The organism is Mesorhizobium sp. 113-1-2, from assembly GCF_016756475.1.
In the GTDB taxonomy this organism is placed as follows: Bacteria; Pseudomonadota; Alphaproteobacteria; order Rhizobiales; family Rhizobiaceae; genus Mesorhizobium; species Mesorhizobium loti_C.
Genome location: NZ_AP023242.1, coordinates 681,675 through 706,692, shown reverse-complemented (window position 1 = coordinate 706,692; position 25,018 = coordinate 681,675). Strand labels below are relative to the sequence as shown.

Below are 25,018 nucleotides of genomic sequence, written 5' to 3'. Positions count from 1 at the left end.
TACAATCCATCAGGAGGTTGGCGCCGTACCGCGTGATGAACGCTACCGCTTGCACGTGCTGCTTTGTGCGGGCCCTCGCCCGGCTGCGAGGCTTATTCTTCCTTGTCGACGCGGTGGAACGGCACGGGCCACATCGCACGATCAGGCAGGAACATACGTCAGCCGGATCACGTCCTCGCCAATCCGATCGTGAGTCAGGAGGCGGAGCCGCGGCCGAGGTCCGGCGAAATATGGCTTGCCGTGACCAAGCACGACGGGGTGCAGGTAGATTCGATATTCATCGATCAGGCCAAGCTCTGTAAGGCTTTGCGCCAAGGTCGGACCAGCAACCTCGATCTCCCCGTCGCTCCTGGCCTTCAGATCCCGGATCGCGCCTTCGAGATTATCCTCAATCAGCCTGGCTTTGGGGCCAACCGACTTCAGCGAGCGCGAAACGACCCATTTCGACTGGTTCCGCCACGCCGCCGCGAAGGCCTGTTCCTCCGCACCCCATTCAGGATGGTCGTGGTCCCAATAACGCATGATCTCATACATTTGGCGACCGTACACGCTGCCCGCCTGCTTCTGAGCCTCCTCGATGAAGTGGCGGAAGAGCGTGGGGGGTGGCGCAAATGCCATATGGTCGACGTAGCCGTCCAGGGACTGGTTCATTCCGAACACGAGCTTGGCCACAACTTCCCCCTTTCCTCACACGGCACATCCGCGCGCTTCTGATTGCGTTATGCAATCAGTTTAGATGGACTGAACCTATCTCGCAATTGGTTTTTGGAGTGCGCATGAACGTCTCGCGATCAAGCTTCCTGACCGATCTGACTCTCCCGGCGATGAGGGATCGCTGGGCCGCGTTGCCGACGGAAACGTCCCAGACGCCGCAGCTACGAACGGTTCGACGATCGAATAGAATGAGCGGTTTCAAGAATTGGCGCGCCCGAAGAGATTCGAACGTGTGGCCTTCGCCTTCAGAAGGCTGAAGGCGCGGAAGATCGTGGGAGCAACGGGCAGGAGCGCTTGGCAGCGTAGGCGCGACCTATCTCCGATATTGCGAGCTACCTTCTGCGCCCGGCGGGACGGGCAACCTAACGTTCGCGAAACGGCTGCGGCGTCAAAGGAGGGTCGCGCTATGCCTGGGTCGAAGCCAGCCACGCCAGCGAAACACATTTTTTCTAGCCACGAACTGCGTGCGTTGGGCTGCCACAATAGCCCATCGTAGATCTCGAAGCTCGACACTCACAACTCAGTTCCCTGTCTCGGGTAGACACATCAGATCGCCTCAGTGGCGCACGATCGATGTGAGCTTCCAGGGATACGCCAGCGGCCGAGTCAATGTTCGAGCGCAGCGGCGCTAGCGTCGTGAGCATCGACCGCCGCCGGATCCCGGCTTTTGCGCAGTTCCTCCTTGAGTCGTCCTACCTCCCTTTCCAAGCATTCGATGCGATCGAGAGTATAGTCTAAGCTGGTATAATCCAGCGCCTGCAGGAAAGCGCCGGCGGCGGCGAGGACGCGGCGAAATGCACCCTGCTCCGGGAGCCTATGGTTCGCTGCGTCTGTCATCGAAAGCTCCTCATTGGCAAAAATGTACCCGGGGCCGTCGCCGCAACGCCTAGAATCGTTCGGTCCACGGCCGAAGGTCGATTTCGTGTGACCAAGCGTTTCTCGGCTGTGCAAGGATGTCGACATAGGTCTGGGCGATCGCGTCAGGATCTAGCGTGCTGTCGGGCGATCCACTCGGATCCGGTCGGCGCGATGAGCGGACACCGCCGTCGATGTTGAAGTGCGCGACATGTATTTCCTTCGGGCCCAGCTCTCTCGCCGCGCTCTGAGCGAGACCGCGCAATCCGAACTTGCCCATTGCGAAGGCCGCCGACTGCGCGAAACCTTTAACGCCCGCGCTCGCGCCGGTGAACAAGATCGCGCCGTGCCCTTTCGTCTCCATCCGCTTGGCAGCCTGCTGGGCAGCCAGAAATGCGCCGAACGCGGTAATGGACATTGCCTTCTCGACCGCGGCGGGATCGACGCTCGCGAGCGGACCTGCGACGCGCGAGCTGGCATTATAAATCACGATATCGGGCTCCCCGACCTGGCGCTCCATGTCTAGGAACAGCTGAACCATTGCGTCCGGTTGGGATGCGTCGACGGCGAAAACGGCAGCGGCAATCTCCTCCACAAGCGGCTGGAGCTTTTGAACGTCGCGAGCGGCGAGGCCGACCCGTACGCCGATCTTTGACAAGCGCCTCGCCAGGGAGGCGCTGATACCCGGCCCGGCGCCGATGATTAAGGCGCAGCGATAGGGAAAGTTTGCCATTCAGTACTCCCGGTTGATCGAATCCGTGGCGGCGCGCGCTCCTCAGAGTTGCGACTGCCCCCCGTCCACCGTTAGTTCGGCACCGGTCGTGAAGGTCGCATCGAACGCGAGGAAGAGGACGGCTTTGGCGACCTCCTCAGCTGTCCCCAGGCGCTTCATCGGATTGGCTTCGCTCATCTGTCCGACTATCTGGGCTGCCATATCCTTGTCGGGAAATGCGTTGTCCCATGTCGGCGTGTCGATCGGGCCAGGCGATACGGCGTTCACGCGAATTCCCCGGGAAAGCAGCTCAGCGGCGAACGTCCGAGCCAGAGATCGCAGTGCCGCCTTGGTCGCGCCAGCCGCGGCGAGCATCGGCATTCCCTTGGCATTGGAGATTGCGGTTGTGAAGACGACAGAGCCGCCACGAGAGATCAGCGGCGCGAACTTCTGCACCGTGAAAAAGGGACCTTTGGTGTTCACGCTAAAAACCTGGTCGTACATGTCCCCGGTTGTGTGTTCGAAGGGAGCGAAGAGGCCCGCGCCGGCGTTGACGAACAGGAAATCGACTGTGTCGAACTCGGCTCTCACTCGACCGGCGAGAGCGTCGATATCCGTCAGTGAGCTCGCGTCGCTCGAAACCACGAAAACACTCTCGCCAAGCGCCTTTTGCGCCGCGTCCAACCCGGCTTGGGAGCGACCGGTGATCAGCACGCGTGCGCCCCCATCGACGAGCAACTTCGCCGTCGCGAGCCCTATGCCGCTCGTGCCCCCAATGATGATGACCTTTTTGTCTCTGTACCGCTGCATGCGCGCTCTCCAGGCGACGCTGGCGGCGTCGCGTAATTTCTGAACTATTATGTACGGTATTGAGGCAGTGAGTTGCGGTCAAGAGATTTTAGAACAATTTGGTTCGTAATAATCTGACGCTGTAGGCGCAGGGCGCCTCCGTGCTTGCTTTCTGATCCTGGCCACTGGGATCGGCGCCCCGGCATGGCGCCGCGCTCAACAATTTTGGGGGAAGCTAGGCGGCACCAGTTCTGCCACTAGTATTTCTGTGACAGCTGTGTTGACGGTTCGGATGTCGATACCCCAAACCAAGTTACCGCAAGCGGACGCCGTCATCGGAAAACATGATCTCGACGCTCGGCTTGTCCTCGCGGGCTGTGGCGCGAGTGTGCGGATTCGAACCTGAGACGACTACCGTGGCCCCTCAGCCTTAAACAGCGGCTCACCGCGCCTTGTAATAAGTTGCCAAATACTGAGCCCAACGGCCACCTGCACAACCGGCAGGTAGAAGGCAACGATCAGCCATGATGTTCCGTTGACGTCACCTATTGTGCCGGCCCGGATCAGCGCAATAGTACCTGACCCCATATCCACGACAGTTTCGATGGCGAGCAGCCATATCAGGACGATTGAAAGCCGCAGACGCCAAGCCAGACAGAAAAGGATGATCAGCGCCAACGCCCACCCTAGAAGGTCACCGACGACAATCTGATCGCGTATATTATTGGCCATCTTCATGCCGGCGTCTTGCGAGGAATAGATCTCCAGGCACAGGGTCCGCCCCAGATGAACGCTGGTCAAAGCCATGAGGGCTTTGGCGCGGCCGACACTTCTTAATTTCGGCACAACAAACCATATCGCTAACGCAATAAACGCAACCATGTTTAGTGCTTGGGCGAGGTAAATGGCTATTTCTGCATTCATTTGCATGAATCTCCAATTGCGCTTTGGCGTAGAAGGCGCCGTTTAGGCTATGAGTTAGGTAAGTCAGCGCCCGAGATTCTGACGAGGGCCTGCCACGTGGCCTCTTGGTTGGCGCGATCGTGAAAGTGCGGCTGTCGCATCGCCACTAGTGGCCCGGTCATTTTCCCGGGCGCCGAGGCGAAGAATTGACCGGAGACGTCGGCTCCAAACTCCGACGCCTGGAGGTACCGACGGACAGCGGTCTCAGGGGTCTGAGACATGCTGGGAATAAGCTTAACCAGTGGAAGCATCAGCCACTTCAAAGCAGGGCCGGCGTTTCGCAGCCCCTTGGTGTCAGGTGTACTACCGGGTGAGACGGCGTAAACGGCCATGCCGTGGGGAAGTCGGCGCGACATCGCCGCAGCCCACCATGCGACGAACAGCTTCACGTCGGTGTGTGCTCGGTTCGGTTTGTACTTTAAGGTACGGCCCCGAAGAACGGCTTCGACTGCGGCACTTCGGTCGCCCTTGTACTGCTTGGTCGCAAGCGCCATTACGTCGGTGTAGCTGAACATGGGTACGTCCCCTCTGGCGGCTTCCGAGCCGGCGATAATGATCCGCGCGTTGGGACTCAGCAGGTTGGCGCGGAGCAAGCCGACAGCCAGTTGGTGGTGGCCGACCAGGGGGGCTTGAGTAACCTCGATGCCCGCTGCGGTGAGGACGCGCTTGCTGCCCCCGATCCACCCCGCATTGAGCAGCAGGAGGTCAATACTTTGCCCGCGACTGACGAGCCCTGCGAGCGCGAACTGAATGCTGGCCGGAGTATCCAGATCCAGCTCCAGGGGCGTAAAGACCTGCGTCTTAGTCTCCGCCGTGAGCCTAGCGGCTGCTTCCTCCGCCCGAGCGGGATTGCGCCCCGTGACAATGATCTCGCGCCAGCCCGCTTTGGCAAGCGCGCCAGCGGCCGCATAGCCCAGCCCGGAGGTGGCGCCGGTGACGAGCACGATCGAACTTTCCATGGGCCCCGACTTGGTGATGGGGAAACTCGCGCGACTACGGCTGCCCTAAGGCTGGCGCCGTCTTGCTAATTTCGTACCACGCAGTTATATATTCGAGGGATGGTCGCGGTCAATGGTTTTTGAACTGAATGATACAGAATGATGCTCGGTCGCGCGGTCGACCTCGCAGCTTCGATGAGAGGCAGGCGTTGGAGAAGGCGACCTTGGTGTTCCGGTCGAAGGGCTACGACGGCGTGACAATCGACGATCTTGTCACGGGAATGGGCGTGGGACGGCCAAGCCTCTATTCAATCTTCGGCGACAAGCGGACGATATTCATGCGCGCCCTTAGAGCTTACGCGGAAGAGAAGGGCGCTCTTGCCGCGAAGGCGCTCTTCTCGCCGCCCGCCCTTCGTGACTCGCTCACCGGCTTCCTGAGGCATGCCGTAGAAGTTGCTACCGAGGAAGAGTCGGCACCGGGGTGCCTGATGGTGTGCGTCGCGCCGCTTGTGAATGATGCCGAGGTCCGACAGTTCGCGCAGGACGTCGCTGCCGCCGCAGCGGCGCAAGTAGAGCGCCGCTTTCGCGATGCGATCAGCGCGGGCGAGCTCCCGTCTGATTTTCCTGCATCTATACGCGCAAGCCAGGTCATGGACCTTGGCCGCGGCCTCACGATGCGTGCGCAGATGGGTGCGCCGCGCAAGGTGCTGCTCAAAGACGCCGAGGAAGCGGCCGATTTGGTGCTCCTGTCGCGAGATGGAACCGCGGCGCCAGGACGCTAACTACGCTCGGGCGGACCTCGTAGACGGGTTGGTCGCCATGGAGTTCATCGCGGGAGGCCTTGCAGGCGGTGTTCTTGGAATGCTGCTCTCGACAAAGCTGTCCGCGCACAAGAACCTGCTCAACGGCGTCTTCAGCGTTCTGGTTCTTTTGGTCGCGGTCTATGTGATCTACCGTAACCGGACCTTCTGATGCATCGCGCACCCTAGCAGCGGCCCGACGACCCGCGCCGCCACTAGTATGCACGACATCCCGGGCAAGCCGCGCCTCTTCAGGGGAGACGCACCACCATTTCAATCTCGACCAGGATTTCTGGCTTGTAAAGTGCCTGGACGCCAATCGTCGTGACGCTGGGCATCGCGTCTCCGACCAGTTCACGTAGAGGGGCGACGGCCTGTCCGAACGCTTCGCTGGTGGCATTCACGACGTAGACGCGTAGCATGACAATGTCTTGCGCAGACGCCTCCAGTTCCTCGAGTGCGGCAGCGAGGCTGGCAACCGCAAGCTTTGCCTGGCCCGCGAGGTCTTCGGGCACGCCTTCACTGCCAGGTGTGGCTGCGATCTGGCCGGATAGGAAGGCGAGGCGGCCTGGTTCCGCGACACTGATGTGCGACCACCCGAGCGACGCCATATCCCACATCGTTTTCGGGTTGCGACGGCTCACCGACGCTGATCCGCGAGATGGAATGCGCGCGGTGACCTTGATCTCGAAGTCGAAACCCGCGAGCCAGTTTACACCGACAGCAGTCCAGTTCGGAAAGGGGGCTTCCGGAAACTTCTCCTTTTTCACCGCCATGACGGTGGCCATTTGCCTTTCCGGATCCGTATGGAACGACGTCACGTCGACTATGTCGTCAAATTCGCATCCTCCTGCTGCGAGCGTGGCTTCTAGATTGGCGAAGGCTAGGCGAACCTGAACTTCAAAATCGGGTTCCGGCGAACCATCGGGGCGGCTGCCTACCTGACCCGACACAAACAAAAGGTCGTCCGATCGCATGGCAGCGGAATATCCGTGCTGCTCGTAGAGAGCCTGTCGATTGGCTGGAAACACAGCTTCGCGCCTGGCCATATCATCGTCCTTTTCATGTAGGGGCGAACACGCCAGACCAGCTTCGCTGGACATTTCCGCCAAGCCAGCGTAGCCACATACGTGGCGTATGTGAAAGCACGGATGCGGACTGCCCGTCAACCCCATATACGCATCGTATGCGAAACAGGAGGCTTTTGCTTTGGCTGCAAAGCGTCGCGCCGAAACGATGGAGGAAAATCGCCTGAGGCTGATCGGGGCCGCGCGAAAGGCGTTTGCCGCATCGGGTTTTGCCGCGGCGTCGATGGACGATCTCACCGCGCAGGTCGGCCTCACCCGCGGCGCCCTCTACCATGGCTTCGGCGACAAGAAGGGACTGTTGGCTGCAGTCGTCGCCCAAGTCGATGGCGAGATGGCCGCGCGCGCGCATCAGGCGGGGGCAACCGCGGCAAATCCGTGGGAAAGGCTGCTGGCGGAAGGCGAGGCTTATATCGAGATGGCGCTCGACCATGAGGTCCAAAGGATCGTCCTGTTGGACGGGCCTGCCTTCTTGGGCGACCCTTCGAGGTGGCCCAGCCAGAATGCCTGCCTGACCGTCACGAAGCAGGCGCTCGCCGATTTGATCGCCGAGGGTATCATGAAGCCCGTCGACATCGAGGCGGCGTCACGTCTTCTAAGCGGCACGGCATTCAATGCCGCGCTATGGGTCGCCGCCAGCGACGAGCCGCACATCATCCTACCGAAGGCAATCGAGGCGTTCCGGTTGATGGCCGAAGGATTTCTGGCGAGTCGTGCCTGATCGTAATCAAACGGCTTATCTCTGACCTACCGTTCCGCGCGATAACGGTGCTTTCAGCAGAAATCAACGCAGTGAAGTCGGGTCTCCAGAGCTCTCGACTTCAGCCGTAGGCGCCAAGCGCCGATTCCGCCGCCCGATCTCGCAGCGAGTGAATTCATTTCGAGCATGCCGCAGGCGGCTCCGAGGAAATCCCCGCAATCTTGAATCGATCCGCCTCGAATCGTCGCCATTGGCGGCGCGACCAGATCTTTTGCGAGGTTATCTCTGAGGTTGTCTAGATCGGTGAGATGGCGCGCCCGAAGAGATTCGAACTCCTGACCCCCAGATTCGTAGTCTGGTGCTCTATCCAGCTGAGCTACGGGCGCGCATCAGGCCATGTTGTCAACGGCCCCACGATCCGATCCCAAGGACCGGCCGCGAATGTGTGCAGTTCCCTAACGACTGAATTTGCGAAAAGCAAGTCGATCCGGCAAAAGTTTTGTCGCGAGTGTGTCATCGCGTGATGATGGCCCCGATCCCAAGGCTTTGAAGCTGCCGGGGAGCCGGTCCGATTTCAGGCCGAGCGGGGGAAAATCCCGGCGAAGGTCATCGAACGCGTCAGGCCGGAAGGGTTAGTACCCGGAGGAAAACAGCGCCGAGGCCGTCACGCCGGGCGGCGCAGGCTGCCACGGGCCTGGTCGAGCCGCACCGGCTGGTCGGGAATGGTGACGGCGAAAGTGGTGCGCCCGCCAATCGACTCGACCAGTTCCACCGAGCCGCCATGCGCCCGGATCAGTTCATGCGCGATGGCCAGGCCAAGGCCGGTGCCGCCGCTGCGCGCCGAGCCGCGGAATGCCGCGAACAGGTTTTCGCGCGCCTTCGGCGGCAGGCCTGGGCCGGTGTCGGTGACGGCGATGCGGCTGACGCTGCCCATGCGCTCGGCCGAGACCGCCAGCCGCCGCACCACGGCGCTCTCGGTGTCGGCGGCCATTGCCTGCACCGAGTTGCGGCAAAGATTGGTGAGCACCCGGAACAATTGGTCGGAATCGGCGTCCACCTCGAAAGCCGCCTCGACGGCGTTGATGAACTCGATGCCCTCCTCGATGTCGAGCAGGCCGTGCACGTCCTCGACCAGCTGGCGCAGCCGCACCCGGCGGCGCGAAGGCGGCGGCTCCTGCGTGCGGCCATAGTGAAGCACGCCTTCGGAATAGGACACCGCACGATCGAGCGCGCGCAAAAGCTTCGGCGCGAAGGCCTGCACGGTCGGATCCTTGACCAGGCGCAGGCGGTCCGAAATCAGCTGCGCCGAGGCCAGGATGTTGCGCATGTCGTGGTTGATCTTCGAGACCGCCAGGCCGAGATCGGCAAGGTGCTTCTGCTCGGAGAGCATCTTTTGCAGCCGCTCCTGCATCTGCGACAGCTCGCGTTCGGCAACGCCGATCTCGTCGGAGCGGGCGGCGGGATGGATGATGCGCCCGGGGTCGTCGGGGGCTTCGGAGAAGGACAGCATCGAGCGCGTCATGGTGCGGATCGGCCCGATCATGATCAGGTCGATCGCGGCATAGACCAGCATGGCGGTGAACAGCGAGATCAGCAGCGAGACGAAGGCGACGTTGCGCGAATAGATGAGCATCGCCTTGCGCAGCGAGTAATCCGGCATGATCAGCTCGAATTCCTTGTCGCTGTCACCGACTGGCCCGAAAACGCGCAGCATCCGGTCGCCGCCGAAGAACAGCGTGTCGAGCGCGCCGGTCATGCCCTTGATCATGCCGACGCTGGCGAGGTCGATATGCTCGTCGACCTGCGGCGGCATGTCGGCCACCACCAGAAGCCGCGAGACGCCGCCATCGCGCACCGCGATCGCCTTGGCGCCGATCGCCATCAGCACGTCATTCTGGGCCGTGCGCGAAAGCGAGGTCGACTCGCCTTGCACCAGCACGATCGACACGGCCGCGGCCGTGCTCAGCCGCTCCTTGAGCCAGCTCAGCCGGTAGCTGGCGATCCAGGGCAGGAAGATGAGCACTTCGGCCAACAGCACGAAAACGATGGTGAGCAGCAGCAATTTCGTCGACAGGCCGCGCGACAAGGGTACGCTGCGGACGGCGGCTGGCGCCGTTCCGATCCCTTCCCCCGCTTGGCTGGCTTCGCTCATGCGACTCTGTTCTTCACAATCACTTGATCGGCCAAGATTAGGCGATTATGCCTTTTTTGCCAATTTCATCCTTTGGTCCGAACATTAAATTACCGTCATAAACCTGCGTCCGCGGCGCGACGACCCCGGATTGACTTCCAAAACCCTTCTTTCTATAAGCCCGCTCACGCTCGGGCCATTCGTCCCGGCGCGGTTTCGATCGCGCCAAAGCCGGCCCGGCAAAGCTCCTGTTACAAAGTGACAGAATCAAGAAGGGCCGCACCCCGCGGTATTAAAACAAATGAAGCGTACCTACCAACCGTCCAAACTCGTCCGCAAACGCCGGCACGGTTTCCGTGCCCGCATGGCCACCAAGGGTGGTCGTGGCGTCGTCGCAGCTCGCCGCAACCGCGGCCGCAAGCGGCTCAGCGCCTAAGCGAGACGAGATCGTTGCCCGCAACCGGCAAGCCAGTGGGGCAAAATCCCAAGCGGCTTCTGAAACGCGCGGAATTCCTGGCCGTCCGTCGTGGTGAAAAGCGACGCGGACGGTTTTTCCTCGTCGAGGTCCTTGACCGCGGCGATGGCGGCGTGCCGCGCGTCGGCTACACCGTCACCAAGAAGGTCGGCAACGCTGTTGTGCGCAACCGCGTCAGGCGGCGGCTTAAAGAAGCCGTCCGCGTCCATGCCGCAGATGACATGGTGCCCGGCAATGACTATGTCATCGTCGGGCGCGATGATGCGCTGCGCGCCCCGTTCGGCCAGTTGAAGGCCGAACTCTCCCGCCGACTTCGCGGAACACGATAGGCCAAGGGCTCTCGATGGAAAACAACCGGAACTTCTTCATCACCATCGCGCTGTCGGTGCTGATCCTGACCTTGTGGCAGGTTTTCTACATGAACCCGCGCGTCGAGCAGCAGCGCGAGGCGGCCAAGATCGAGCAGCAGCGTGTCGAAGAGCAGAAGAAGGCGGCCGAGGCGGCCAATCCGGGTGCTGGAACACCGGCCCCGGCGCCGGGCACCATCCCCAACGCGCCTGGCGGCGACACCGTCACCGCGGCCGGCCGCGACCAGGCGCTGGCGGCTTCGAAGCGCGTCAAGATCGACACGCCGAGCCTCGAGGGCTCGATCAACCTGACCGGCGCGCGTCTCGACGACCTCAAGCTCAAGCACTACACCGAGACCGTCGACAAGAATTCGCCCGAGATCGAACTGCTCAACCCGCAGGCCCTGCCGACCGGCTATTTCGCCGAGATCGGCTTCGTCGGCAACGACAAGACCGGCACGGTGCCGGGTGCCGAAACGCAGTGGAGCGTGGACGGCAATCCGACGCTGACCCCGTCGACGCCGGTGACGCTCACCTACACCAACGACAAGGGCCTGACCTTCAAGCGCATCTTCTCCGTCGACGCCAACTACATGTTCACGGTGTCGGACACGGTGCAGAATTCCGGCTCGAGCGCGGTTTCGCTGTTCAACTACGGCCGCGTCACGCGCTACGACAAGCCGGCCGTGGCCAGCACCTATGTGCTGCATGAGGGTCTGATCGGCGTTACCGGCACAGAGGGACTGGCCGAGTACAAATACGCCAAGATCGAATCCGAGAAGCAGGTCACGCCGGGCAAGTCGACCGATGGCTGGCTTGGCATCACCGACAAATACTGGGCCGTCACGCTCGTGCCGACCGAGAAGCAGCCTTTCCAGCCGCGCTACGCCTTCTTCGAGGATGGCCGTCACCGCTACCAGTCCGACTTTCTCACCGATGCGATCAATGTCGAGGCCGGCCAGTCCGCGACGGTCGAGACAGAGATCTTCGCCGGCGCCAAGGAAGTCGCCAAGATCAACGCCTATGAGACCGACCGTCACATTCGCCAGTTCAATCTGGTGATCGACTGGGGGTATTTCTATTTCATCACCAAGCCGATGTTCTGGCTGATCGACACGCTCTACAAATTCTTCGGCAATTTCGGCCTGGCGATCCTCGCCACCACCGTCATCGTCAAGGCCCTCTTCTTCCCGCTCGCCAACAAGTCCTATGCGTCGATGGCGAACATGAAGAAGGTGCAGCCCAAGATGCTCGAAATCCGCGAGAAATACGCGGACGACAAGATGAAGCAGCAGCAGGCGATGATGGAGCTGTACAAGACCGAGAAGATCAATCCGCTCGCCGGCTGCTGGCCGGTGGCGCTGCAGATCCCGGTCTTCTTCTCGCTCTACAAGGTGCTCTACATCACCATCGAGATGCGGCACGCGCCGTTCTTCGGCTGGATCCAGGATCTGGCCGCGCCCGATCCGACGTCGATCTTCAACCTGTTCGGCCTGGTTCCGATCACGCTGCCGCACATGCTGATGATTGGCGTGTGGCCCCTGATCATGGGCGTCACCATGTTCCTGCAGATGCGCATGAACCCGACGCCGCCGGATCCGACGCAGGCCGCGATCTTCACCTGGATGCCTGTTATCTTCACCTTCATGATGGCGGGCTTCCCGGCCGGCCTGGTCATCTACTGGGCCTGGAACAACACGCTGTCGATCCTGCAGCAGGGCGTGATCATGAAGCGCCAGGGCGCCAAGATCGAGCTGTGGGACAATCTGGTGGCCCTGTTCAAAAAGAAACCGTCACCGGCGGAATAGAACTCTCTCTTCGCGAAAAGCCCGGCTCGTCCGGGCTTTTTCTTTGGGCGGAATGTCGTTCACGTTCCCGTGATCAGCGAAACTAGCGCGCCGTCGGCGGCGTGACTGCTTGTGCATTTCCAAAGGCTATCAATTCCGATCAGCCCTCACCCGGAGGAAGACCACATGCGCTTGCCGTCATTCAGGACCATCGCCATTTCCGCCCTCGTCGCCGGCGTGGCGATTGCCGCCCCTGCCTATGCCAAGAACCCCAATGTCGGCGGCGCGCCGATGTACACCACCAAGAACATCGTCGAGAACGCCGTCAATTCGAAGGATCACACGACGCTTGTCGCCGCCGTCAAGGCCGCCGGCCTGGTCGACACGCTGCAGGGCGCCGGTCCGTTCACCGTTTTCGCGCCGACAAACGAGGCCTTCGCGGCACTGCCGGCCGGCACGGTCGACACGCTGCTCAAGCCCGAGAACAAGGACAAGCTCACCAAGGTGCTGACCGCGCATGTCGTGGCCGGCAAGATTTCAGGCGCCGAGATGATGAAGAAGGCCAAGGCTATGGGCGGCAAATACGAGATGAAGACCGTCTCTGGCGACACGCTCACCGCCGAGGTCAAGAAGGGCAAGCTCTACGTCATGGACGAGGCCGGCGGCGAGGCGAAGGTGACCATCGCCGACGTCAACCAGTCGAACGGCGTCATCCATGTCGTCAACAAGGTGCTGTTGCCGAAGTAACGACTTCCGGCGAAAGGGGGCAGTGGCAGCCGGTTGGGGCTTTCTCGGTCTGCCATCCCCGCCTCATGACGAGGTGCCATATTTCTTGGGGAAGTCGTTTTCGGCGAGGCCGGGGTCCTGTAAGTCCCTCACAGGGCCCCGGTTTCATTTTGCGTATCGTGAAGGCGGCTGGGGTTCAGCAGTCCAACCTCGACCGCTTCCGGCCTTCATTCCATCACGGCGCTGTGGTCGACCTTGGCCGGCGTGCCTGGCTTGCGCAGCAGAAGCACCAGCGGGATGGCGGCCAGCGACAGGATCATCATCAGCTTGAAATCGTCCATGTAGCTGATGACAGTCGCCTGCAGCGTCACCACGCCATCAAGTGCTGCGCGGCCGGCCGCGGTGTAGGGGCTCATCGCCTGCGCGATCGCCGGATTGCCGAACGCCTGGTTGAACGGCGTCACATAGGTGGCGATGTTGGCATGGTTGATCTGCACATTTTGCGTTAAGAGCGCGGTGACCACCGAGATGCCGACGCTGGAGCCGATGTTGCGCGACAGATTGTAGAGGCCGGTGCCTTCCGCGCGCCGCTCCGGCGCCAGCGTGGCGAAGGTGATGGTGGTCAGCGGCACGAACAGGAAGCCGAGCCCCGCGCCCTGGATGAAACCGGTGCTGATGATCGTCCATTGCGAGACGTCAGGGGTCCAGCCGGTCATGTCGTACATCGCCCAGGCGGTGATCGCGAGGCCGATGAACAGCAGCCATCGTGTATCCACCTTGCCGATCAGCCTGCCGACCAGGAACATGCACGCCATCGTGCCAAGGCCGCGCGGGCCCATGACGATGCCGGCCGTCACCACCGGATAGCCCATCAGCGTCTGCAGATAGGGTGTCATCAGCGCGAGCGAGGCGAGATAGGTGATGCCGATGATGAAGATGAAGATCATGCCGACGGCGAAATTCCGGTCCAGGAAGAGCCGCGGATTCACGAAGGTGTTCTTGGCGGTGAAGGTGTGGACGAGGAAGATGTAGAAGGCCGACGCGCAAATCAGCGCCTCGACGATGATCTCGGAGGACGAGAACCAGTTGAGCTGCTCGCCGCGATCGAGAAACATCTGCAGCGCCGCGATGGTGATGCTGAGCATGCCGAAACCCAGCCAGTCCAGCCTTGCCTTGATGTCCAGCTTGGTTTCCAGGACGAACAGGGACACGCCGGCGAAGGCCAGCGCGCCGATCGGCACGTTGATGTAGAACACCCAGCGCCAGGAGACATTCTCGGTCAGCCAGCCGCCGATGACCGGTCCCAGCACCGGGCCGACCATCACCGAAACGCCAAACAGGGCCATCGCCGAGCCGCGCTCTTCGACGCTGTAGATGTCGAGCAGGATGCTCTGCGACAGCGGCACCAGCGCTGCGCCGAACAGGCCTTGCAGCAGGCGGAAGCCGACGATCTGCGGCAGCGACTGCGCGAAGCCGCACAGCACCGAGGCGACCACGAAACCAGTGATCGAGGTCAACAGGATGCGTTTGCGGCCAAAACGGTTGGCAAGATAGCCCGAAGGCGGCGTCATCACCGCCGCCGCGACGATGTAGGAGGTCAGCACCCAGTTGATCTGGTCGGCACTGGCCGAAACACTGCCCTGGATGTAGGGCAGCGCCACATTGGCGATGGTCGTGTCCAGCGCCTGCATGATGACGGCCAGGATCACGCAGGCCGTGATGGCGCCGCGATTGGCGACCACCGGTGTGGCACCTGCCGCGGTCGCGCTGCTCATGATTTCTGTCCGAACCGGTTCAGGAGGTTGGTGACGAAGTCCGGCAGGCCGCGCGCATGGCCGGTCTCGACGTCGACCACCACGCTCATGCCGCCGCGCAGTGGCGGTTTGCCCTTGATATCATCGACCGTCACGCGCATCGGGATGCGCTGCACGACCTTGACCCAGTTGCCGGTGGTGTTCTGCGCCGGCAGCAGCGAGAAGCTCGACGACGAGGCCGGGCTGATCGAGGCAACCGTGCCGTGCCAGACGGCGCCCGGATAGGTGTCGACGCTGATCGTCGCCGTCTGTCCCGGCCGCACATAGGTCAGTTCGGTTTCCTTCGGCTCCGCCTCGATCCACAGATCGGTCGACGACACCAGGCTGAAGGCCGGCTGCGAAGCCGGCAGATACTTGCCCACCTGAAGCGCGTCGACATTGGTGACGACGCCGTCGAACGGCGCCTTGACGACGGAATCGCCGAGGTTGCGCTGCGCATCGTCGACGCCCGACTGGGCCTGCAGATAGAACGGGTTCTTCTCCACCGGCTGGTCGGCGTCGCCGCCCAACTGGGCAAGCGTGGCCTGCGCCTGCGACTTGGCGACGGCCACTTTCTGGCGCGCGGCGATGAGGTCGTGCTGGGCGCTGTCGAAAGACGCCTTGGAGGCGGTGGAGGTCTTGAGCAGGTCCTGCTGCCGCTGGAAGGCGGCTTCGTAATAGGGAATGTCGGCCTCAGCCTGTTCGATCTGCGCCAGCGACTGCTGGTAGCTCGCCTGCAGCGTCAGCACCTGATTGCGCACGGTCCCGAGCTGGGCCTGGGCGGCGGCAAGCGCGGTTTCGAAAGAGTCCGGCCGCAGGCGGAAGAGCACGTCGCCCTTCTTCACCGCCTGGTTCTCGTGCACGTCGATCTCCTGCACGGTGCCGGAGACGTCGGTGGACACGCCGAGCGACTGCGCCTGGATATAGGCATTGTCCGATGTCATCACCTGGCCGCCGGTGACGTAATAATAGCCGCCGACGACCAGCGCGACGGGAAGCAGGGCGAAAAGCACCGGCCGCGTCAGGCTGCGCTTCGGCTTGGCCGGGGCAGGAGGGGCAACGGTGACAGGGGCCGGCTGTGCACGCGGCTCCTTGGCCGGAGCTTCGAGCGCCGCCGGGGCTTCCAGTCCGTCATTGTCGATGACGACATTGCCACGCCGCTGTTCGCGTTCGCTGTCCAGCCGGATGACCTGGTCGCCGGTGCGACCCGTTGAAGGGTCGTCTTCGGCAGGCTTCTTGGGGGATGCTGATTCAGCCATGGACTTTCTCCCGGTCGACGGCCGGCTGGATGCAAGCCGCGAGCAGATTGGTTTTGATCAAGCTTAGGGTTTGCAGCAGATGCTGCTGTGTTTCAGGTGAGAGACCGGAAAAGGCCCCGTCTCGTGTTTTCCGGCCGTTGCCGCGCATGATCTCGAGCAGCGGGTGGGCCTGCGGGGTCAGGTAAAGCAGCCAGGCCCTGCGATCGGCGGGCTGGGGTCGGCGCAGCCCTGATGGCAGCGAACGCTGCTCAAATCTCTGTCGAAGCAGGCGCGCGACGTCGTGCAGCATGAAGCTGATATTGGGCGAGGAGGACATGGCAGGAGATCAGGATCTAGGGAACAAACTTTCGTGAGCATGCTTATTATCATCATGCACATAATCCTGCTGGACGGCGCGTGCAAGACGGATTAAGCCGCCTGGAACAAAAATCGCATGGGCCACGGCGCGGAAAAGCCGCCCTGGTGGCGAGCGTTTTCCGGCAAGGATTTCGACGATGAACTGGATCAGGATCGCAGCCGTGACGGCTCTCGTCGGATGCCCCGGCATCGCTGTTGCAAAGGAAGCGGTGAGCTGCGGCGGCGCCGCCATGCTGGGTGGCGCGCAGCTGAACTGCAGCCACGTCCAACCCGCGGCACCGGCGCAATTCTGCACGTTTAGCTGGGCTCTGCACACGATGGCGGGCGATCAGAAAATTGTCGAAGGCACCTTCCTGCTGCCGCCCGGAGCCTCGAATGTCACGATCTACCAGGGCAGCGGTTTCGACAGCGCTCTGTCCAATCCGATCGTGATCTGCCGCGGCAACAAATGAGCTTGTGCGCCAAGGAAGGCTCGCTCCTCAGCCGATTGGTGCTATAGGGCGGATCACGTTATTTTGACCAGGCGCTCCGGTTGCGGATGCGCCCGCTTGCCAATCCCGGACGAACCGACATGGACGGACCCAACCCCGACATCAAGCACCCGATCCCGATGCACACCCGCGTCGGCTTCCTGAAGCCGCTGGTGACGGAGCCGAACATCGAGATTGGCGACTTCACCTATTATGACGACCCGGAGGGGCCGGACAAATTCGCTGAAAAATGCGTTCTGCACCACTATCCCTTCATCGGCGACAAGCTCATCATCGGCAAGTTCTGCGCCATCGCCGAAGGCGCGCGCTTCATCATGAACGGCGCCAACCACGCAATGTCCGGCTTTTCGACCTATCCGTTCAACATTTTCGGCCATGGCTGGGAAAAGGGCTTTGACCCGGCGACATGGTCGAAGGAGGTGCGCGGCGACACGGTGGTCGGCAGCGATGTCTGGATCGGCATGGAGGCCGGTGATCCTGCCCGGTGTGGAAATCGGCCATGGCGCCATCATCGCCGCCAAATCGGTGGTGACGCATGATGTGCCGCCCTATGCCATTGTCGCCGGCAACGCGGCCAAGGTGGTGAAGATGCGTTTCGACGACAGGACGATCAGGCGGCTGCTGGCATTGGCATGGTGGCATTGGCCGGTGGACAAGATCGGCCGCAATCTCGACGCCATCAGGGGCGCCAATATCTCTCTTCTGGAGGCAGCAGCTTGAACGCTCTGAACAGTACTGTGATCAGCACCGACCTGTTCACGCGCGGGTGGATCTTCATCCGCGGCGTGCCGGCCATGAAATTCCTGCCGCCGGAAGGGCCGCCGGAAATCGCCTTTGCCGGCCGCTCCAATGTCGGCAAGTCGTCGCTGATCAACGCTCTGGTCAACCAGAAGGGGCTGGCGCGCACCTCCAACACGCCGGGGCGCACACAGGAACTCAACTATTTCGTGCCGGACGGTTTTTCGGGCGAGGGCGCCGACCTGCCGCCCATGGCGCTGGTCGACATGCCGGGCTACGGCTACGCCACCGCGCCCAAGGAGAAGGTCGACGAGTGGACCAAGCTGGTCTTCGACTATCTCAAGGGCCGGGTGACGCTGAAGCGGGTCTATGTGCTGATCGACGCCCGCCACGGCATCAAGGCCAAGGACGACGAGGTGCTGTCGCTGCTCGACAAGGCGGCGGTGTCCTACCAGATCGTGCTGACCAAGACCGACAAGATCAAGGTCGCCGGCGTGCCGCGGCTGATCGAGGAGACACTGGCCAAGATCAAGAAGCGCCCGGCGGCGTTTCCGTTCGTCCTGGCGACATCGTCGGAAAAGGGCGAGGGCATGGAGGAATTGCAGGCAGCGATCGTGCTTGCTGCCAATGGAGGCTAGGCCTTTGCCTCCAGGGCAATCATCTGGTGGCTTTCATCCTCGGCAAGCCTTTCGGTGCCGTAGTTTTTCAGGAACATGCCGACGCCCGATCTGACGATGTGATCGATTTCTTCCTGGCTCGGAGCCTTGGTGCGGTAGGCGAAGATGCACTGGCGGAAAAGGCCGGCCAGGCACAGTTCGGTGAATTGATAGGCGGCAAGATCGACATCGTCGATCTTGAGCAGGCCGCGTTCGATGGCGGCATTGAGGAATTCCACCATCTTGTCATGGCCGCGTTTGGGGCCGCGTTCGTAAAACCGCGCACCCATGTCGGGGATCCGGTCGGAGGCGCCGATCACCGTGCGCTGCGCCTGGATGACCCTGGCCGAAGTGATCTTCATCGACAGCACCTTGCCGAACTTCACCAGCGTCTGGCGCAGATCGTCGGCGCGGTCGAGCATGTCGTACATGTTCTTGAAGATGGTGCCGCGCTCTTCCTCGATCAGCGCTTCGAACAGCTCTTCCTTGTTGGCGAAATAGACGTAGATCGTGCCCTTCGACACGCCGGCCTCACGCGTGATGTCGTTCATCGAGGCGGCTTCAAAGCCCTTCTCGATGAAGACACGACGGGCGCCATCGATGATCTGGCTGCGCTTGACCGGATCCTGTCCGGCCGCCGGGCGTCCGCGCCGCAAACTGTCTAGCAAGTCATTGCATTTATCGGTTTCGACGTCAGGCGTTGTCTCGGCCATAAAAGTCACACCTCGAAAATAATTCGAACCAACCGGTTCGATTGCCCCTTGATATGGTCCTCTTTTCACGCTATGTCAACGGCCAGATCGAACCGAACGGTTCAGTATTATTACTTTAGAGAGATGTCATGTCCTCGAACGCACCCAACACCGCCGAAGTCCGCCCCTTCCCCAACGCCAAAGTCGCTCCGGCGACGGAAGTGCCAGAAATTCCCGTCCTGCCGGTCGCCCCGCCGCCGGCAGCCGAAGCTCCGGCCAAGAAGAAGCGCTCGGTGCGCTCTTTCCTGCTGCCGATCATCGGCCTTGCCCTGCTGAGCGGCGGCGCCTGGTACGGCTACGACTACTGGACCACCGGTCGTTTTATGATCTCGACCGACGACGCCTATGTCCAGGCCGACATGGCGTTCGTCTCGCCCAAGATTTCCGGCTATGTCGACCAGGTCAAGGTGAGCGAGAACCAACTGGTCAAGGCCGGCGACCCGCTGCTGACGATCGATGACGGCGACTACAAGATCGCCGTCGCCCAGGCCGAGGCGCAGATCGCTACGCTGGCCAAGACGCTCGACCGCATCGACGCGCAGACCAAGGCCGCGCAGGCCTCCCTGCAGCAGGCCCAGGCGCAGAAGGTTGCCGACCAGGCCGCGGCCGACAATGCCGGCCGTGCCCAGCAGCGCGCCGCGCAACTGCTCAAGACGCATGTCGGCACGCAGGCGCAGTTGGACGACGCCCAGACCGCGCTCGACCAGGCCAATGCCGCGTTGGTCGGCGCCGACGCCCAGATCGCCGCCGCGCAGGCCAATATCGGTGTGTTCGAGGCGCAGCGCGCCGAGTCGGCGAGCACGCTCGCCTCCTTGCAACTGAGCCGCGACAAGGCCGCGCGCGACCTGTCCTTCACCGTGCTGAAGGCGCCTTATGACGGCGTCGTCGGCAACCGTTCGGTCGAACAGGGCGACCTCGTCAGCCCCGGCCAGAAGCTCGCCGTCGTCGTGCCGATGGACAAGCTCTACATCGTCGCCAACTTCAAGGAGACCCAGCTTGCCCGGTTGGTTCCCGGCGAGAAGGTCAACATCTCGGTCGACGCCATTGACGGCCATCCCATCCAGGGCACCGTCTCGTCGCTCGCTCCGGCCTCAGGCGCGGTCTTCTCGCTGTTGCCGCCGGAGAATGCCACCGGCAACTTCACCAAGGTGGTGCAGCGCGTCCCGGTCCGCATCGACGTCCCGGCCGATGCCCTGAAGACCGGCAAGCTGCGCGCTGGCCTGAGCGTTGTCGTCAATGTTGACAGCCGCACCGCGCCTGCCGCCACGACCAACTAAGCGCTTTTCGGAGGGCGGCTCGGTGGCTGATTAAAGCACCAGGCCGCCCGGCCTGCCTCAAGGAGGCCCATGCAATGGCAACCGCAACCATCACCGCAGGAGCGCCGCCGGCAAGACCGGCAGTTCCCGACACCATTTCCACACGCCGCGTCATCGCCTTTCTGGCGATGGTCTTCGGCATGTTCATGGCGATCCTGGACATCCAGATCGTCTCGGCCTCGCTGGCCGAGATCCAGGCGGGCCTCAGCGCCAGCTCCGATGAAATTCCGTGGGTGCAGACAGCCTATCTGATCGCCGAAGTGGTGATGATCCCGCTGTCGGGCTTCCTCAGCCGCATGCTATCGACGCGCGTGCTGTTCACCATCGCCGCCGCCGGCTTCACCGCCGCCAGCGCGCTCGCCGCGACCGCCACCAACATCGACCAGATGATCGTCTACCGCGCCGTGCAAGGCTTCATCGGCGGCGGCATGATCCCGAGCGTCTTTGCCGCGGCCTTCACCATCTTCCCACCCTCGAAGCGCGCCATCGTCTCGCCGATGATCGGCCTGGTGGCGACGCTGGCGCCGACCATCGGCCCGACCGTCGGCGGCTATATCAGTCACGCCTTCTCATGGCATTGGCTGTTCCTGGTCAATGTCGTGCCCGGCATACTGGTGGCGACCGCGGCCTGGTCGCTGATCGATTTCGACAAGCCCAACCTCAAGCTGTTCAACAAGTTCGACTGGTGGGGCCTCGCCGGCATGGCGGCCTTCCTCGGCTGCATGGAATATGTGCTGGAGGAAGGCCCGAACAATGACTGGCTGCAGGACCAGGGCGTGTTCATCTGCGCCATCGTCATGACCATCGGCGCGGTGATCTTCTTCTGGCGCGTCTTCACCGCCGAGGAGCCGATCGTCGACCTGCGGGCCTTCAGCAACATCAACTTCGCCTTCGGCTCGCTGTTTTCCTTCGTCATCGGCATCGGCCTCTACGGCCTGACCTATCTCTATCCAGTCTTCCTCGGCCGCATCCGCGGTTACGATTCGATGATGATCGGCGAGGCGCTGTTCGTCAGCGGCCTGGCGATGTTCGTCACCGCGCCGATCTCCGGCATCCTGTCGAGCAAGATAGACTTGCGGCTGATGATGATGATCGGCTTCTTCGGCTTCGCCACCGGCACCTGGTGGATGACGCATCTGACCGCCGACTGGGATTTCTATGAGCTGCTCATCCCGCAGATCCTGCGCGGCTGTTCGATGATGCTGTGCATGGTGCCGATCAACAACATCGCGCTCGGCACCTTGCCGCCAGACCGGTTGAAGAATGCGTCCGGCCTGTTCAACCTTACCCGCAACCTCGGCGGCGCCGTCGGCCTTGCGCTCATCAACACCGTGCTGATCGACCGCAACGCCTTCCACTATGCGAGGCTCGCCGAGCATGTGCAGTGGGGCAGTGCCGCCGCGCAGACCAAGCTGCAGAACATGACGCTCAACTTCGAGCAGACCACGGGCCTCGACGCGGCCAGTGCGGCAATCTCCAAGCTGTCGGGCATGGTCCAGCAGCAGGCGGCGCTGCTGTCCTTCATGGACGTGTTCTACATGCTGACGGTGCTGTTCGCGACACTCGGCCTGTTCACTATGCTGATCAACAAGCCGGCCGCGCCCGGTGGTGGCGGGGGTGGCGGACACTGATACCAGACGTGGCAGCGGTTTCGGGAAGCTCCTCCAGTCCACGCCCGAAAAGCTCTGACCGCGCAAAAAAACTCCGGGCCGCAAGACCCGGAGTTTTTTGCATTTATAGCTGGTTCAGGCGCTCGCGGGCTTGAAGGTCAGCGCCACGCCGTTGATGCAATGGCGCAGGCCGGTCGGCGCCGGGCCGTCGTCGAAGACATGGCCGAGATGCCCGCCGCAACGGCGGCAATGCACCTCGGTGCGGGTCATGCCGAGCGAGCGGTCCTCGGTCTTGCCGATGCCGTTGGCGATCTCCTGCCAGAAGCTCGGCCAGCCGGTGCCGGAATCGAACTTCGTCTCCGAAGGATAGACCGGCAGATCGCAGCCCGCACAGGCGAAAATGCCCTTGCGGTGCTCGTTGAGCAGCGGGCTGGTGCCGGGATACTCCGTGCCTTGCTTGCGCAGCACGTCGAACGCGGCGGGCGACAGGATGGCTTTCCATTCGTCGTCCGTCTTGGTGATCTCGAATTTCTCGGCGGCCTGAGCCGCCTGCGGACTACCCATGCGTAGCATGGTTGCCGCGGCACCGACGACGCCGATGGCGGCGGCACCGCTCAAAAGAAAGTCGCGACGGTTCATGACCAGTTCCTCCGGTTGTTCTTTTTGCCAAACTATACTGCCACGCAGACGTCAAAAGCCAGTGACGGTGGCCCTCAACGACACTCCGCGCCGGTCCACGCTTGACCGTGGGCGGCGCGGAGCACGCGTGTCGTTTGCAGGTCGCGGGAGCGAGATCATGCAACCGACGGAGGGCTCTTGCTGCAGGTTCGTCGCGGCAAGCCCTTTGTTACATTCCAGGGCCGATCACATCTTCGGGAGCAAAACCTTGTCGATGACGTGGATGACGCCGTTGGACTGCTCGACATCGGCGATCGTCACATTGGCGACGTTGCCGTTCTCGTCGGTGACGGTGACCTTGCCGCCTTCGGCCTTTAGCGACAACTCGCAGCCGCCGACCGTCTTGACCTTATGCGTGCCGCCGTCAGCCTTGGCCATCGAGGCGACATCTGCCGCCATCGCCTTGGCGCCGATGACATGGCACGCCAGGATCTTGGTGAGCTTGTCCTTGTTCTCGGGCTTGAGCAGCGTGTCGACCGTGCCGGCCGGCAGTGCGGCGAAGGCCTCGTTGGTCGGCGCGAATACGGTGAACGGACCGGCGCCCTGCAGCGTCTCGACAAGGCCGGCCGCCTTGACGGCGGCGACCAGCGTCGTGTGGTCCTTCGAATTGACGGCGTTCTCGACGATGTTCTTCTGGGCATACATGGCGGCGCCGCCGACCATCGGGTTTTCGGCATAGGCAGCGGTGGCGAGTGCGGAAACGGCGATCGTACCGGCAAGCAAAAGGGTGACGTATCTACGCATGATGTTCAAACTCCTCGGGTTTCTCTTCCCATCTTTGGGAACGTGAGGAGATACGGAACACAAACGCGGGAGTTTCAGACTATTTTTGAATTTTTATTTTATTCGTCCGGGCGAAGAGATTTATCCGGCGTAACGGTCTGCCGGCTGACGTGGTTATTTAGACATGCGTGCCACAAGATAGATTTGGATTATTCTGGCGACGGCTTCGCCGTGAGGAGAATCCGGTCAGATGCCCTTCAGATCGCCCGCGGCAACCACCGGCCCGGTCGGCTGTCCGGTCGGCGAACCGCCTGAAGGCTCCAGACTGACAGCCAGCACCGCACCCTGCGCCAGCTTCTGCTGCGTGGCGGGTGAGACCCCGATATGCGCGGTCACGCCGGCCGGGATGACGCCCATCGAGACCGGGGCGTTCTTGCCCTCGATCATCCAAAGTTCAAAATCCTTGCCGGAAGCGAGCGTGCCGGAAACATGCGAAAGGCTGACCTCATGCCGCTCGGAATCATAGACGGCGAGATATTTTACATCGCTGCCGTCGGCGGCCAGCGAGGCGACAAGCCGCTCCTGCGGCTGTTCAGCCGGCCGGTTGACATAGGGCACGGCGACATAGAGAGCCAGAGCGGCAACAGCCGCGACGGCAAGGCCGCGCCAGAAGGCGAGGCTGGACCAAATTCCGGCGCTTGGTGCGGCAGAGGTTTGAGCGGTGCTCGAGAACAGGCGGCGGTCGATCGCCGGCTTCACCGAAGGCGGCGGCTCGATTTCCGCATAGGCAACGGCCAGCGGCGAGAAGTGCACTTCCCAGCCGTCAACGAGCCGCGCGAAATCGGCCTCGGTGTCGATGCGCCTGGATGCGATCTGCCGCTCTTCCACCGGCAGAACGCCGAGAACGTATTCGGCGGCGAGCAGGTCGTCGCCTCCACGTTCCGGTCCATTGTCCTCTGCCAGTGTCATCTTTCCAGACATTCTCTGAGTTTCATCAGGCTGCGGCGCAGCCAGGTACGCATCGTGTTCAGCGGCACGCCGTGGCGTTCCGCCAGTTCGGCATAACTTTCGCCCTTGAGATAAGCGCCCCGGACGGCCGCCGCCCGGTCCTTCTCCAGCTCTTCGAGACAATGATGGATGCGCTCGGATTCGTCGCCCGCCACCACCATCGCTTCAGGTCCCGGTGCCGGATCGGCCACGTCGAGCGCGGCATCGATATCGGCGGCAGGCTTGCGTCGCGCCCTGACGCGATCGATCGCGTGGTTGCGTGCGATTGCCACCAGCCAGGAGATCGGGCTCAGATCGGAGACAGCAAAACGATCCGCCTTCGTCCATATCTTGACGAAGACTTCCTGCAGCGCTTCTTCAGCATCTCCCCGGTCGTTCAATACACGAAGGCATACGCCGAAAAGTTTCGCGCTGGTCTGCCGGTAGAGCAGATCGAACGCTGCCCGATCCTTCATCGAAGTCCGGACGATCAGCTTGGTGATGTCCTGCGGCGTCATGCGGGTCAAATTAGGCGATTACGTTGTATTTGCAACGCCGGAAATATTCTGTGCACCTAAAGCCCCGGTGTCCAGGCGCAGGCTTGGATTGCCAAGGGAATCGCCGCTGGCTAGCTTG

At 62.2% G+C, this 25,018-nt stretch carries 27 protein-coding genes, 1 tRNA gene and 2 pseudogenes; 12 read left to right on the top strand and 18 right to left on the bottom strand.

What is annotated here, in order from left to right:
* Positions 1-141: 141 nt before the first annotated feature.
* From JN279_RS03345 to JN279_RS03320, 6 genes are all read right to left on the bottom strand, one after another.
* A complete protein-coding gene (locus JN279_RS03345) occupies positions 142-672 on the bottom strand; it encodes a dihydrofolate reductase family protein (RefSeq protein ID WP_096452374.1) in 531 nt (176 codons plus the stop codon).
* A 648-nt stretch (positions 673-1,320) separates the two neighbouring features.
* Positions 1,321-1,551 carry a hypothetical protein gene (locus tag JN279_RS03340; protein WP_096452376.1) on the bottom strand — a complete coding sequence of 77 codons (231 nt, stop codon included), beginning with the start codon at positions 1,549-1,551 and terminating at the stop codon, positions 1,321-1,323.
* 49 nt (positions 1,552-1,600) lie between these two features.
* A complete protein-coding gene (locus JN279_RS03335; protein WP_096452378.1) occupies positions 1,601-2,302 on the bottom strand; it encodes an SDR family NAD(P)-dependent oxidoreductase in 702 nt (233 codons plus the stop codon).
* Positions 2,303-2,344: 42 nt separating this feature from the next.
* Complete coding sequence (locus JN279_RS03330) at positions 2,345-3,091, bottom strand: SDR family oxidoreductase (protein WP_096452380.1); 747 nt, start codon at positions 3,089-3,091, stop codon at positions 2,345-2,347.
* A 390-nt stretch (positions 3,092-3,481) separates the two neighbouring features.
* Complete coding sequence (locus tag JN279_RS03325) at positions 3,482-3,994, bottom strand: hypothetical protein (RefSeq protein ID WP_202351981.1); 513 nt, start codon at positions 3,992-3,994, stop codon at positions 3,482-3,484.
* Between the two features lie 47 nt (positions 3,995-4,041).
* Positions 4,042-4,992, bottom strand: coding sequence for an SDR family NAD(P)-dependent oxidoreductase (locus JN279_RS03320; protein WP_096452384.1), 951 nt, complete (start codon positions 4,990-4,992; stop codon positions 4,042-4,044).
* Positions 4,993-5,180: 188 nt separating this feature from the next.
* Between JN279_RS03320 and JN279_RS03315 the strand changes: the two genes are divergently transcribed.
* Both JN279_RS03315 and JN279_RS03310 read left to right on the top strand, forming a co-directional pair.
* Positions 5,181-5,753 carry a TetR/AcrR family transcriptional regulator gene (locus JN279_RS03315; RefSeq protein ID WP_244734387.1) on the top strand — a complete coding sequence of 191 codons (573 nt, stop codon included), beginning with the start codon at positions 5,181-5,183 and terminating at the stop codon, positions 5,751-5,753.
* A gap of 37 nt (positions 5,754-5,790) precedes the next feature.
* Positions 5,791-5,943 carry a hypothetical protein gene (locus tag JN279_RS03310; protein WP_202351980.1) on the top strand — a complete coding sequence of 51 codons (153 nt, stop codon included), beginning with the start codon at positions 5,791-5,793 and terminating at the stop codon, positions 5,941-5,943.
* 79 nt (positions 5,944-6,022) lie between these two features.
* Here JN279_RS03310 and JN279_RS38120 read toward each other — a convergent pair whose 3' ends face one another.
* Together JN279_RS38120 and JN279_RS38115 are read right to left on the bottom strand one after the other, a co-directional pair.
* Complete coding sequence (locus JN279_RS38120) at positions 6,023-6,382, bottom strand: RidA family protein (RefSeq protein ID WP_244734688.1); 360 nt, start codon at positions 6,380-6,382, stop codon at positions 6,023-6,025.
* Positions 6,383-6,433: 51 nt separating this feature from the next.
* A pseudogene (locus JN279_RS38115) lies at positions 6,434-6,820 on the bottom strand (RidA family protein); the annotation flags it as partial.
* 187 nt (positions 6,821-7,007) lie between these two features.
* On the opposite strand from JN279_RS38115, the gene JN279_RS03300 reads away from it, so the two are divergent.
* Positions 7,008-7,577 carry a TetR/AcrR family transcriptional regulator gene (locus JN279_RS03300; protein WP_096458245.1) on the top strand — a complete coding sequence of 190 codons (570 nt, stop codon included), beginning with the start codon at positions 7,008-7,010 and terminating at the stop codon, positions 7,575-7,577.
* A 288-nt stretch (positions 7,578-7,865) separates the two neighbouring features.
* On the opposite strand, the gene JN279_RS03295 is transcribed toward JN279_RS03300, so the two are convergent.
* Positions 7,866-7,942, bottom strand: a tRNA-Arg gene (locus JN279_RS03295).
* Positions 7,943-8,220: 278 nt separating this feature from the next.
* On the bottom strand, positions 8,221-9,708 hold the full coding sequence (locus JN279_RS03290) for an ATP-binding protein (protein WP_096452390.1): 1,488 nt from the start codon (positions 9,706-9,708) through the stop codon (positions 8,221-8,223).
* Between the two features lie 280 nt (positions 9,709-9,988).
* On the opposite strand from JN279_RS03290, the gene rpmH reads away from it, so the two are divergent.
* The 4 genes from rpmH to JN279_RS03270 all read left to right on the top strand — a co-directional run bounded on the left by rpmH (position 9,989) and on the right by JN279_RS03270 (position 13,043).
* Positions 9,989-10,123, top strand: coding sequence for a 50S ribosomal protein L34 (rpmH, locus tag JN279_RS03285; protein ID WP_008833937.1), 135 nt, complete (start codon positions 9,989-9,991; stop codon positions 10,121-10,123).
* 14 nt (positions 10,124-10,137) lie between these two features.
* Positions 10,138-10,491 (top strand): ribonuclease P protein component, encoded by a 354-nt coding sequence (gene rnpA / locus JN279_RS03280; RefSeq protein WP_027040889.1) that lies wholly within the window; start codon positions 10,138-10,140, stop codon positions 10,489-10,491.
* Between the two features lie 14 nt (positions 10,492-10,505).
* Entirely contained in the window at positions 10,506-12,317 is a 1,812-nt protein-coding gene (gene yidC / locus JN279_RS03275) for a membrane protein insertase YidC (RefSeq protein WP_202351979.1), read from the top strand.
* A gap of 165 nt (positions 12,318-12,482) precedes the next feature.
* Positions 12,483-13,043 (top strand): fasciclin domain-containing protein, encoded by a 561-nt coding sequence (locus tag JN279_RS03270; RefSeq protein ID WP_202351978.1) that lies wholly within the window; start codon positions 12,483-12,485, stop codon positions 13,041-13,043.
* 206 nt (positions 13,044-13,249) lie between these two features.
* Here the strand turns inward: JN279_RS03270 and JN279_RS03265 are convergent, their stop codons facing one another.
* From JN279_RS03265 to JN279_RS03255, 3 genes are read right to left on the bottom strand one after another with little or no spacing between them, the layout of a single operon-like run.
* Positions 13,250-14,797, bottom strand: a complete 1,548-nt coding sequence (locus tag JN279_RS03265; RefSeq protein WP_202351977.1) for a DHA2 family efflux MFS transporter permease subunit — start codon at positions 14,795-14,797, stop codon at positions 13,250-13,252.
* Positions 14,794-16,074: an HlyD family secretion protein gene (locus JN279_RS03260; protein WP_202351976.1), complete on the bottom strand. Its 1,281-nt coding sequence runs from the start codon at positions 16,072-16,074 to the stop codon at positions 14,794-14,796. The genes JN279_RS03265 and JN279_RS03260 overlap by 4 nt, the downstream gene beginning before the upstream one ends.
* Positions 16,067-16,390: a hypothetical protein gene (locus tag JN279_RS03255; protein ID WP_202351975.1), complete on the bottom strand. Its 324-nt coding sequence runs from the start codon at positions 16,388-16,390 to the stop codon at positions 16,067-16,069. Before JN279_RS03255 ends, JN279_RS03260 begins: the two co-directional genes overlap by 8 nt.
* 202 nt (positions 16,391-16,592) lie before the next feature.
* On the opposite strand from JN279_RS03255, the gene JN279_RS03250 reads away from it, so the two are divergent.
* The 3 genes and pseudogenes from JN279_RS03250 to yihA all read left to right on the top strand — a co-directional run bounded on the left by JN279_RS03250 (position 16,593) and on the right by yihA (position 18,298).
* Positions 16,593-16,883 (top strand): hypothetical protein, encoded by a 291-nt coding sequence (locus JN279_RS03250; protein WP_244734385.1) that lies wholly within the window; start codon positions 16,593-16,595, stop codon positions 16,881-16,883.
* A gap of 119 nt (positions 16,884-17,002) precedes the next feature.
* Positions 17,003-17,642 (top strand): annotated as a pseudogene (locus tag JN279_RS03245) (CatB-related O-acetyltransferase).
* Positions 17,639-18,298, top strand: a complete 660-nt coding sequence (gene yihA / locus JN279_RS03240; protein WP_096452406.1) for a ribosome biogenesis GTP-binding protein YihA/YsxC — start codon at positions 17,639-17,641, stop codon at positions 18,296-18,298. The pseudogene JN279_RS03245 and the gene yihA overlap by 4 nt, the downstream one beginning before the upstream one ends.
* Here the strand turns inward: yihA and JN279_RS03235 are convergent.
* Positions 18,295-19,029 (bottom strand): TetR/AcrR family transcriptional regulator, encoded by a 735-nt coding sequence (locus tag JN279_RS03235; protein ID WP_202351974.1) that lies wholly within the window; start codon positions 19,027-19,029, stop codon positions 18,295-18,297. The genes yihA and JN279_RS03235 overlap by 4 nt on opposite strands.
* 128 nt (positions 19,030-19,157) lie before the next feature.
* Here JN279_RS03235 and JN279_RS03230 point away from each other — a divergent pair, with 128 nt between their 5' ends.
* Positions 19,158-20,345, top strand: coding sequence for an HlyD family secretion protein (locus tag JN279_RS03230; protein ID WP_202351973.1), 1,188 nt, complete (start codon positions 19,158-19,160; stop codon positions 20,343-20,345).
* 74 nt (positions 20,346-20,419) lie between these two features.
* A complete protein-coding gene (locus JN279_RS03225) occupies positions 20,420-22,015 on the top strand; it encodes a DHA2 family efflux MFS transporter permease subunit (RefSeq protein WP_096452412.1) in 1,596 nt (531 codons plus the stop codon).
* Positions 22,016-22,129: 114 nt separating this feature from the next.
* On the opposite strand, the gene msrB is transcribed toward JN279_RS03225, so the two are convergent.
* The 4 genes from msrB to JN279_RS03205 form a co-directional block, all read right to left on the bottom strand.
* Positions 22,130-22,633 carry a peptide-methionine (R)-S-oxide reductase MsrB gene (msrB, locus tag JN279_RS03220; protein ID WP_202351972.1) on the bottom strand — a complete coding sequence of 168 codons (504 nt, stop codon included), beginning with the start codon at positions 22,631-22,633 and terminating at the stop codon, positions 22,130-22,132.
* 225 nt (positions 22,634-22,858) lie between these two features.
* Complete coding sequence (locus JN279_RS03215) at positions 22,859-23,416, bottom strand: fasciclin domain-containing protein (protein WP_096458251.1); 558 nt, start codon at positions 23,414-23,416, stop codon at positions 22,859-22,861.
* A gap of 225 nt (positions 23,417-23,641) precedes the next feature.
* Positions 23,642-24,364, bottom strand: coding sequence for an anti-sigma factor (locus JN279_RS03210; protein WP_096452416.1), 723 nt, complete (start codon positions 24,362-24,364; stop codon positions 23,642-23,644).
* Positions 24,361-24,900, bottom strand: a complete 540-nt coding sequence (locus JN279_RS03205; protein WP_095203779.1) for a sigma-70 family RNA polymerase sigma factor — start codon at positions 24,898-24,900, stop codon at positions 24,361-24,363. Before JN279_RS03205 ends, JN279_RS03210 begins: the two co-directional genes overlap by 4 nt.
* Positions 24,901-25,018 lie beyond the last annotated feature (118 nt).

Bases quoted from the DNA above. Each gene is read 5' to 3' on its own strand.
- JN279_RS03340 (WP_096452376.1), bottom strand. From the start codon at position 1,551: ATGACAGACGCAGCGAACCATAGGCTCCCGGAGCAGGGTGCATTTCGC.
- JN279_RS03335 (WP_096452378.1), bottom strand. From the start codon at position 2,302: ATGGCAAACTTTCCCTATCGCTGCGCCTTAATCATCGGCGCCGGGCCG.
- JN279_RS03330 (WP_096452380.1), bottom strand. From the start codon at position 3,091: ATGCAGCGGTACAGAGACAAAAAGGTCATCATCATTGGGGGCACGAGC.
- JN279_RS03325 (WP_202351981.1), bottom strand. From the start codon at position 3,994: ATGAATGCAGAAATAGCCATTTACCTCGCCCAAGCACTAAACATGGTT.
- JN279_RS03320 (WP_096452384.1), bottom strand. From the start codon at position 4,992: ATGGAAAGTTCGATCGTGCTCGTCACCGGCGCCACCTCCGGGCTGGGC.
- JN279_RS03310 (WP_202351980.1), top strand. From the start codon at position 5,791: ATGGAGTTCATCGCGGGAGGCCTTGCAGGCGGTGTTCTTGGAATGCTG.
- JN279_RS38120 (WP_244734688.1), bottom strand. From the start codon at position 6,382: ATGGCGTCGCTCGGGTGGTCGCACATCAGTGTCGCGGAACCAGGCCGC.
- JN279_RS03300 (WP_096458245.1), top strand. From the start codon at position 7,008: ATGGAGGAAAATCGCCTGAGGCTGATCGGGGCCGCGCGAAAGGCGTTT.
- JN279_RS03290 (WP_096452390.1), bottom strand. From the start codon at position 9,708: ATGAGCGAAGCCAGCCAAGCGGGGGAAGGGATCGGAACGGCGCCAGCC.
- rpmH (WP_008833937.1), top strand. From the start codon at position 9,989: ATGAAGCGTACCTACCAACCGTCCAAACTCGTCCGCAAACGCCGGCAC.
- yidC (WP_202351979.1), top strand. From the start codon at position 10,506: ATGGAAAACAACCGGAACTTCTTCATCACCATCGCGCTGTCGGTGCTG.
- JN279_RS03270 (WP_202351978.1), top strand. From the start codon at position 12,483: ATGCGCTTGCCGTCATTCAGGACCATCGCCATTTCCGCCCTCGTCGCC.
- JN279_RS03265 (WP_202351977.1), bottom strand. From the start codon at position 14,797: ATGAGCAGCGCGACCGCGGCAGGTGCCACACCGGTGGTCGCCAATCGC.
- JN279_RS03260 (WP_202351976.1), bottom strand. From the start codon at position 16,074: ATGGCTGAATCAGCATCCCCCAAGAAGCCTGCCGAAGACGACCCTTCA.
- JN279_RS03255 (WP_202351975.1), bottom strand. From the start codon at position 16,390: ATGTCCTCCTCGCCCAATATCAGCTTCATGCTGCACGACGTCGCGCGC.
- JN279_RS03235 (WP_202351974.1), bottom strand. From the start codon at position 19,029: ATGGCCGAGACAACGCCTGACGTCGAAACCGATAAATGCAATGACTTG.
- JN279_RS03230 (WP_202351973.1), top strand. From the start codon at position 19,158: ATGTCCTCGAACGCACCCAACACCGCCGAAGTCCGCCCCTTCCCCAAC.
- JN279_RS03225 (WP_096452412.1), top strand. From the start codon at position 20,420: ATGGCAACCGCAACCATCACCGCAGGAGCGCCGCCGGCAAGACCGGCA.
- msrB (WP_202351972.1), bottom strand. From the start codon at position 22,633: ATGAACCGTCGCGACTTTCTTTTGAGCGGTGCCGCCGCCATCGGCGTC.
- JN279_RS03215 (WP_096458251.1), bottom strand. From the start codon at position 23,416: ATGCGTAGATACGTCACCCTTTTGCTTGCCGGTACGATCGCCGTTTCC.
- JN279_RS03210 (WP_096452416.1), bottom strand. From the start codon at position 24,364: ATGACACTGGCAGAGGACAATGGACCGGAACGTGGAGGCGACGACCTG.
- JN279_RS03205 (WP_095203779.1), bottom strand. From the start codon at position 24,900: ATGACGCCGCAGGACATCACCAAGCTGATCGTCCGGACTTCGATGAAG.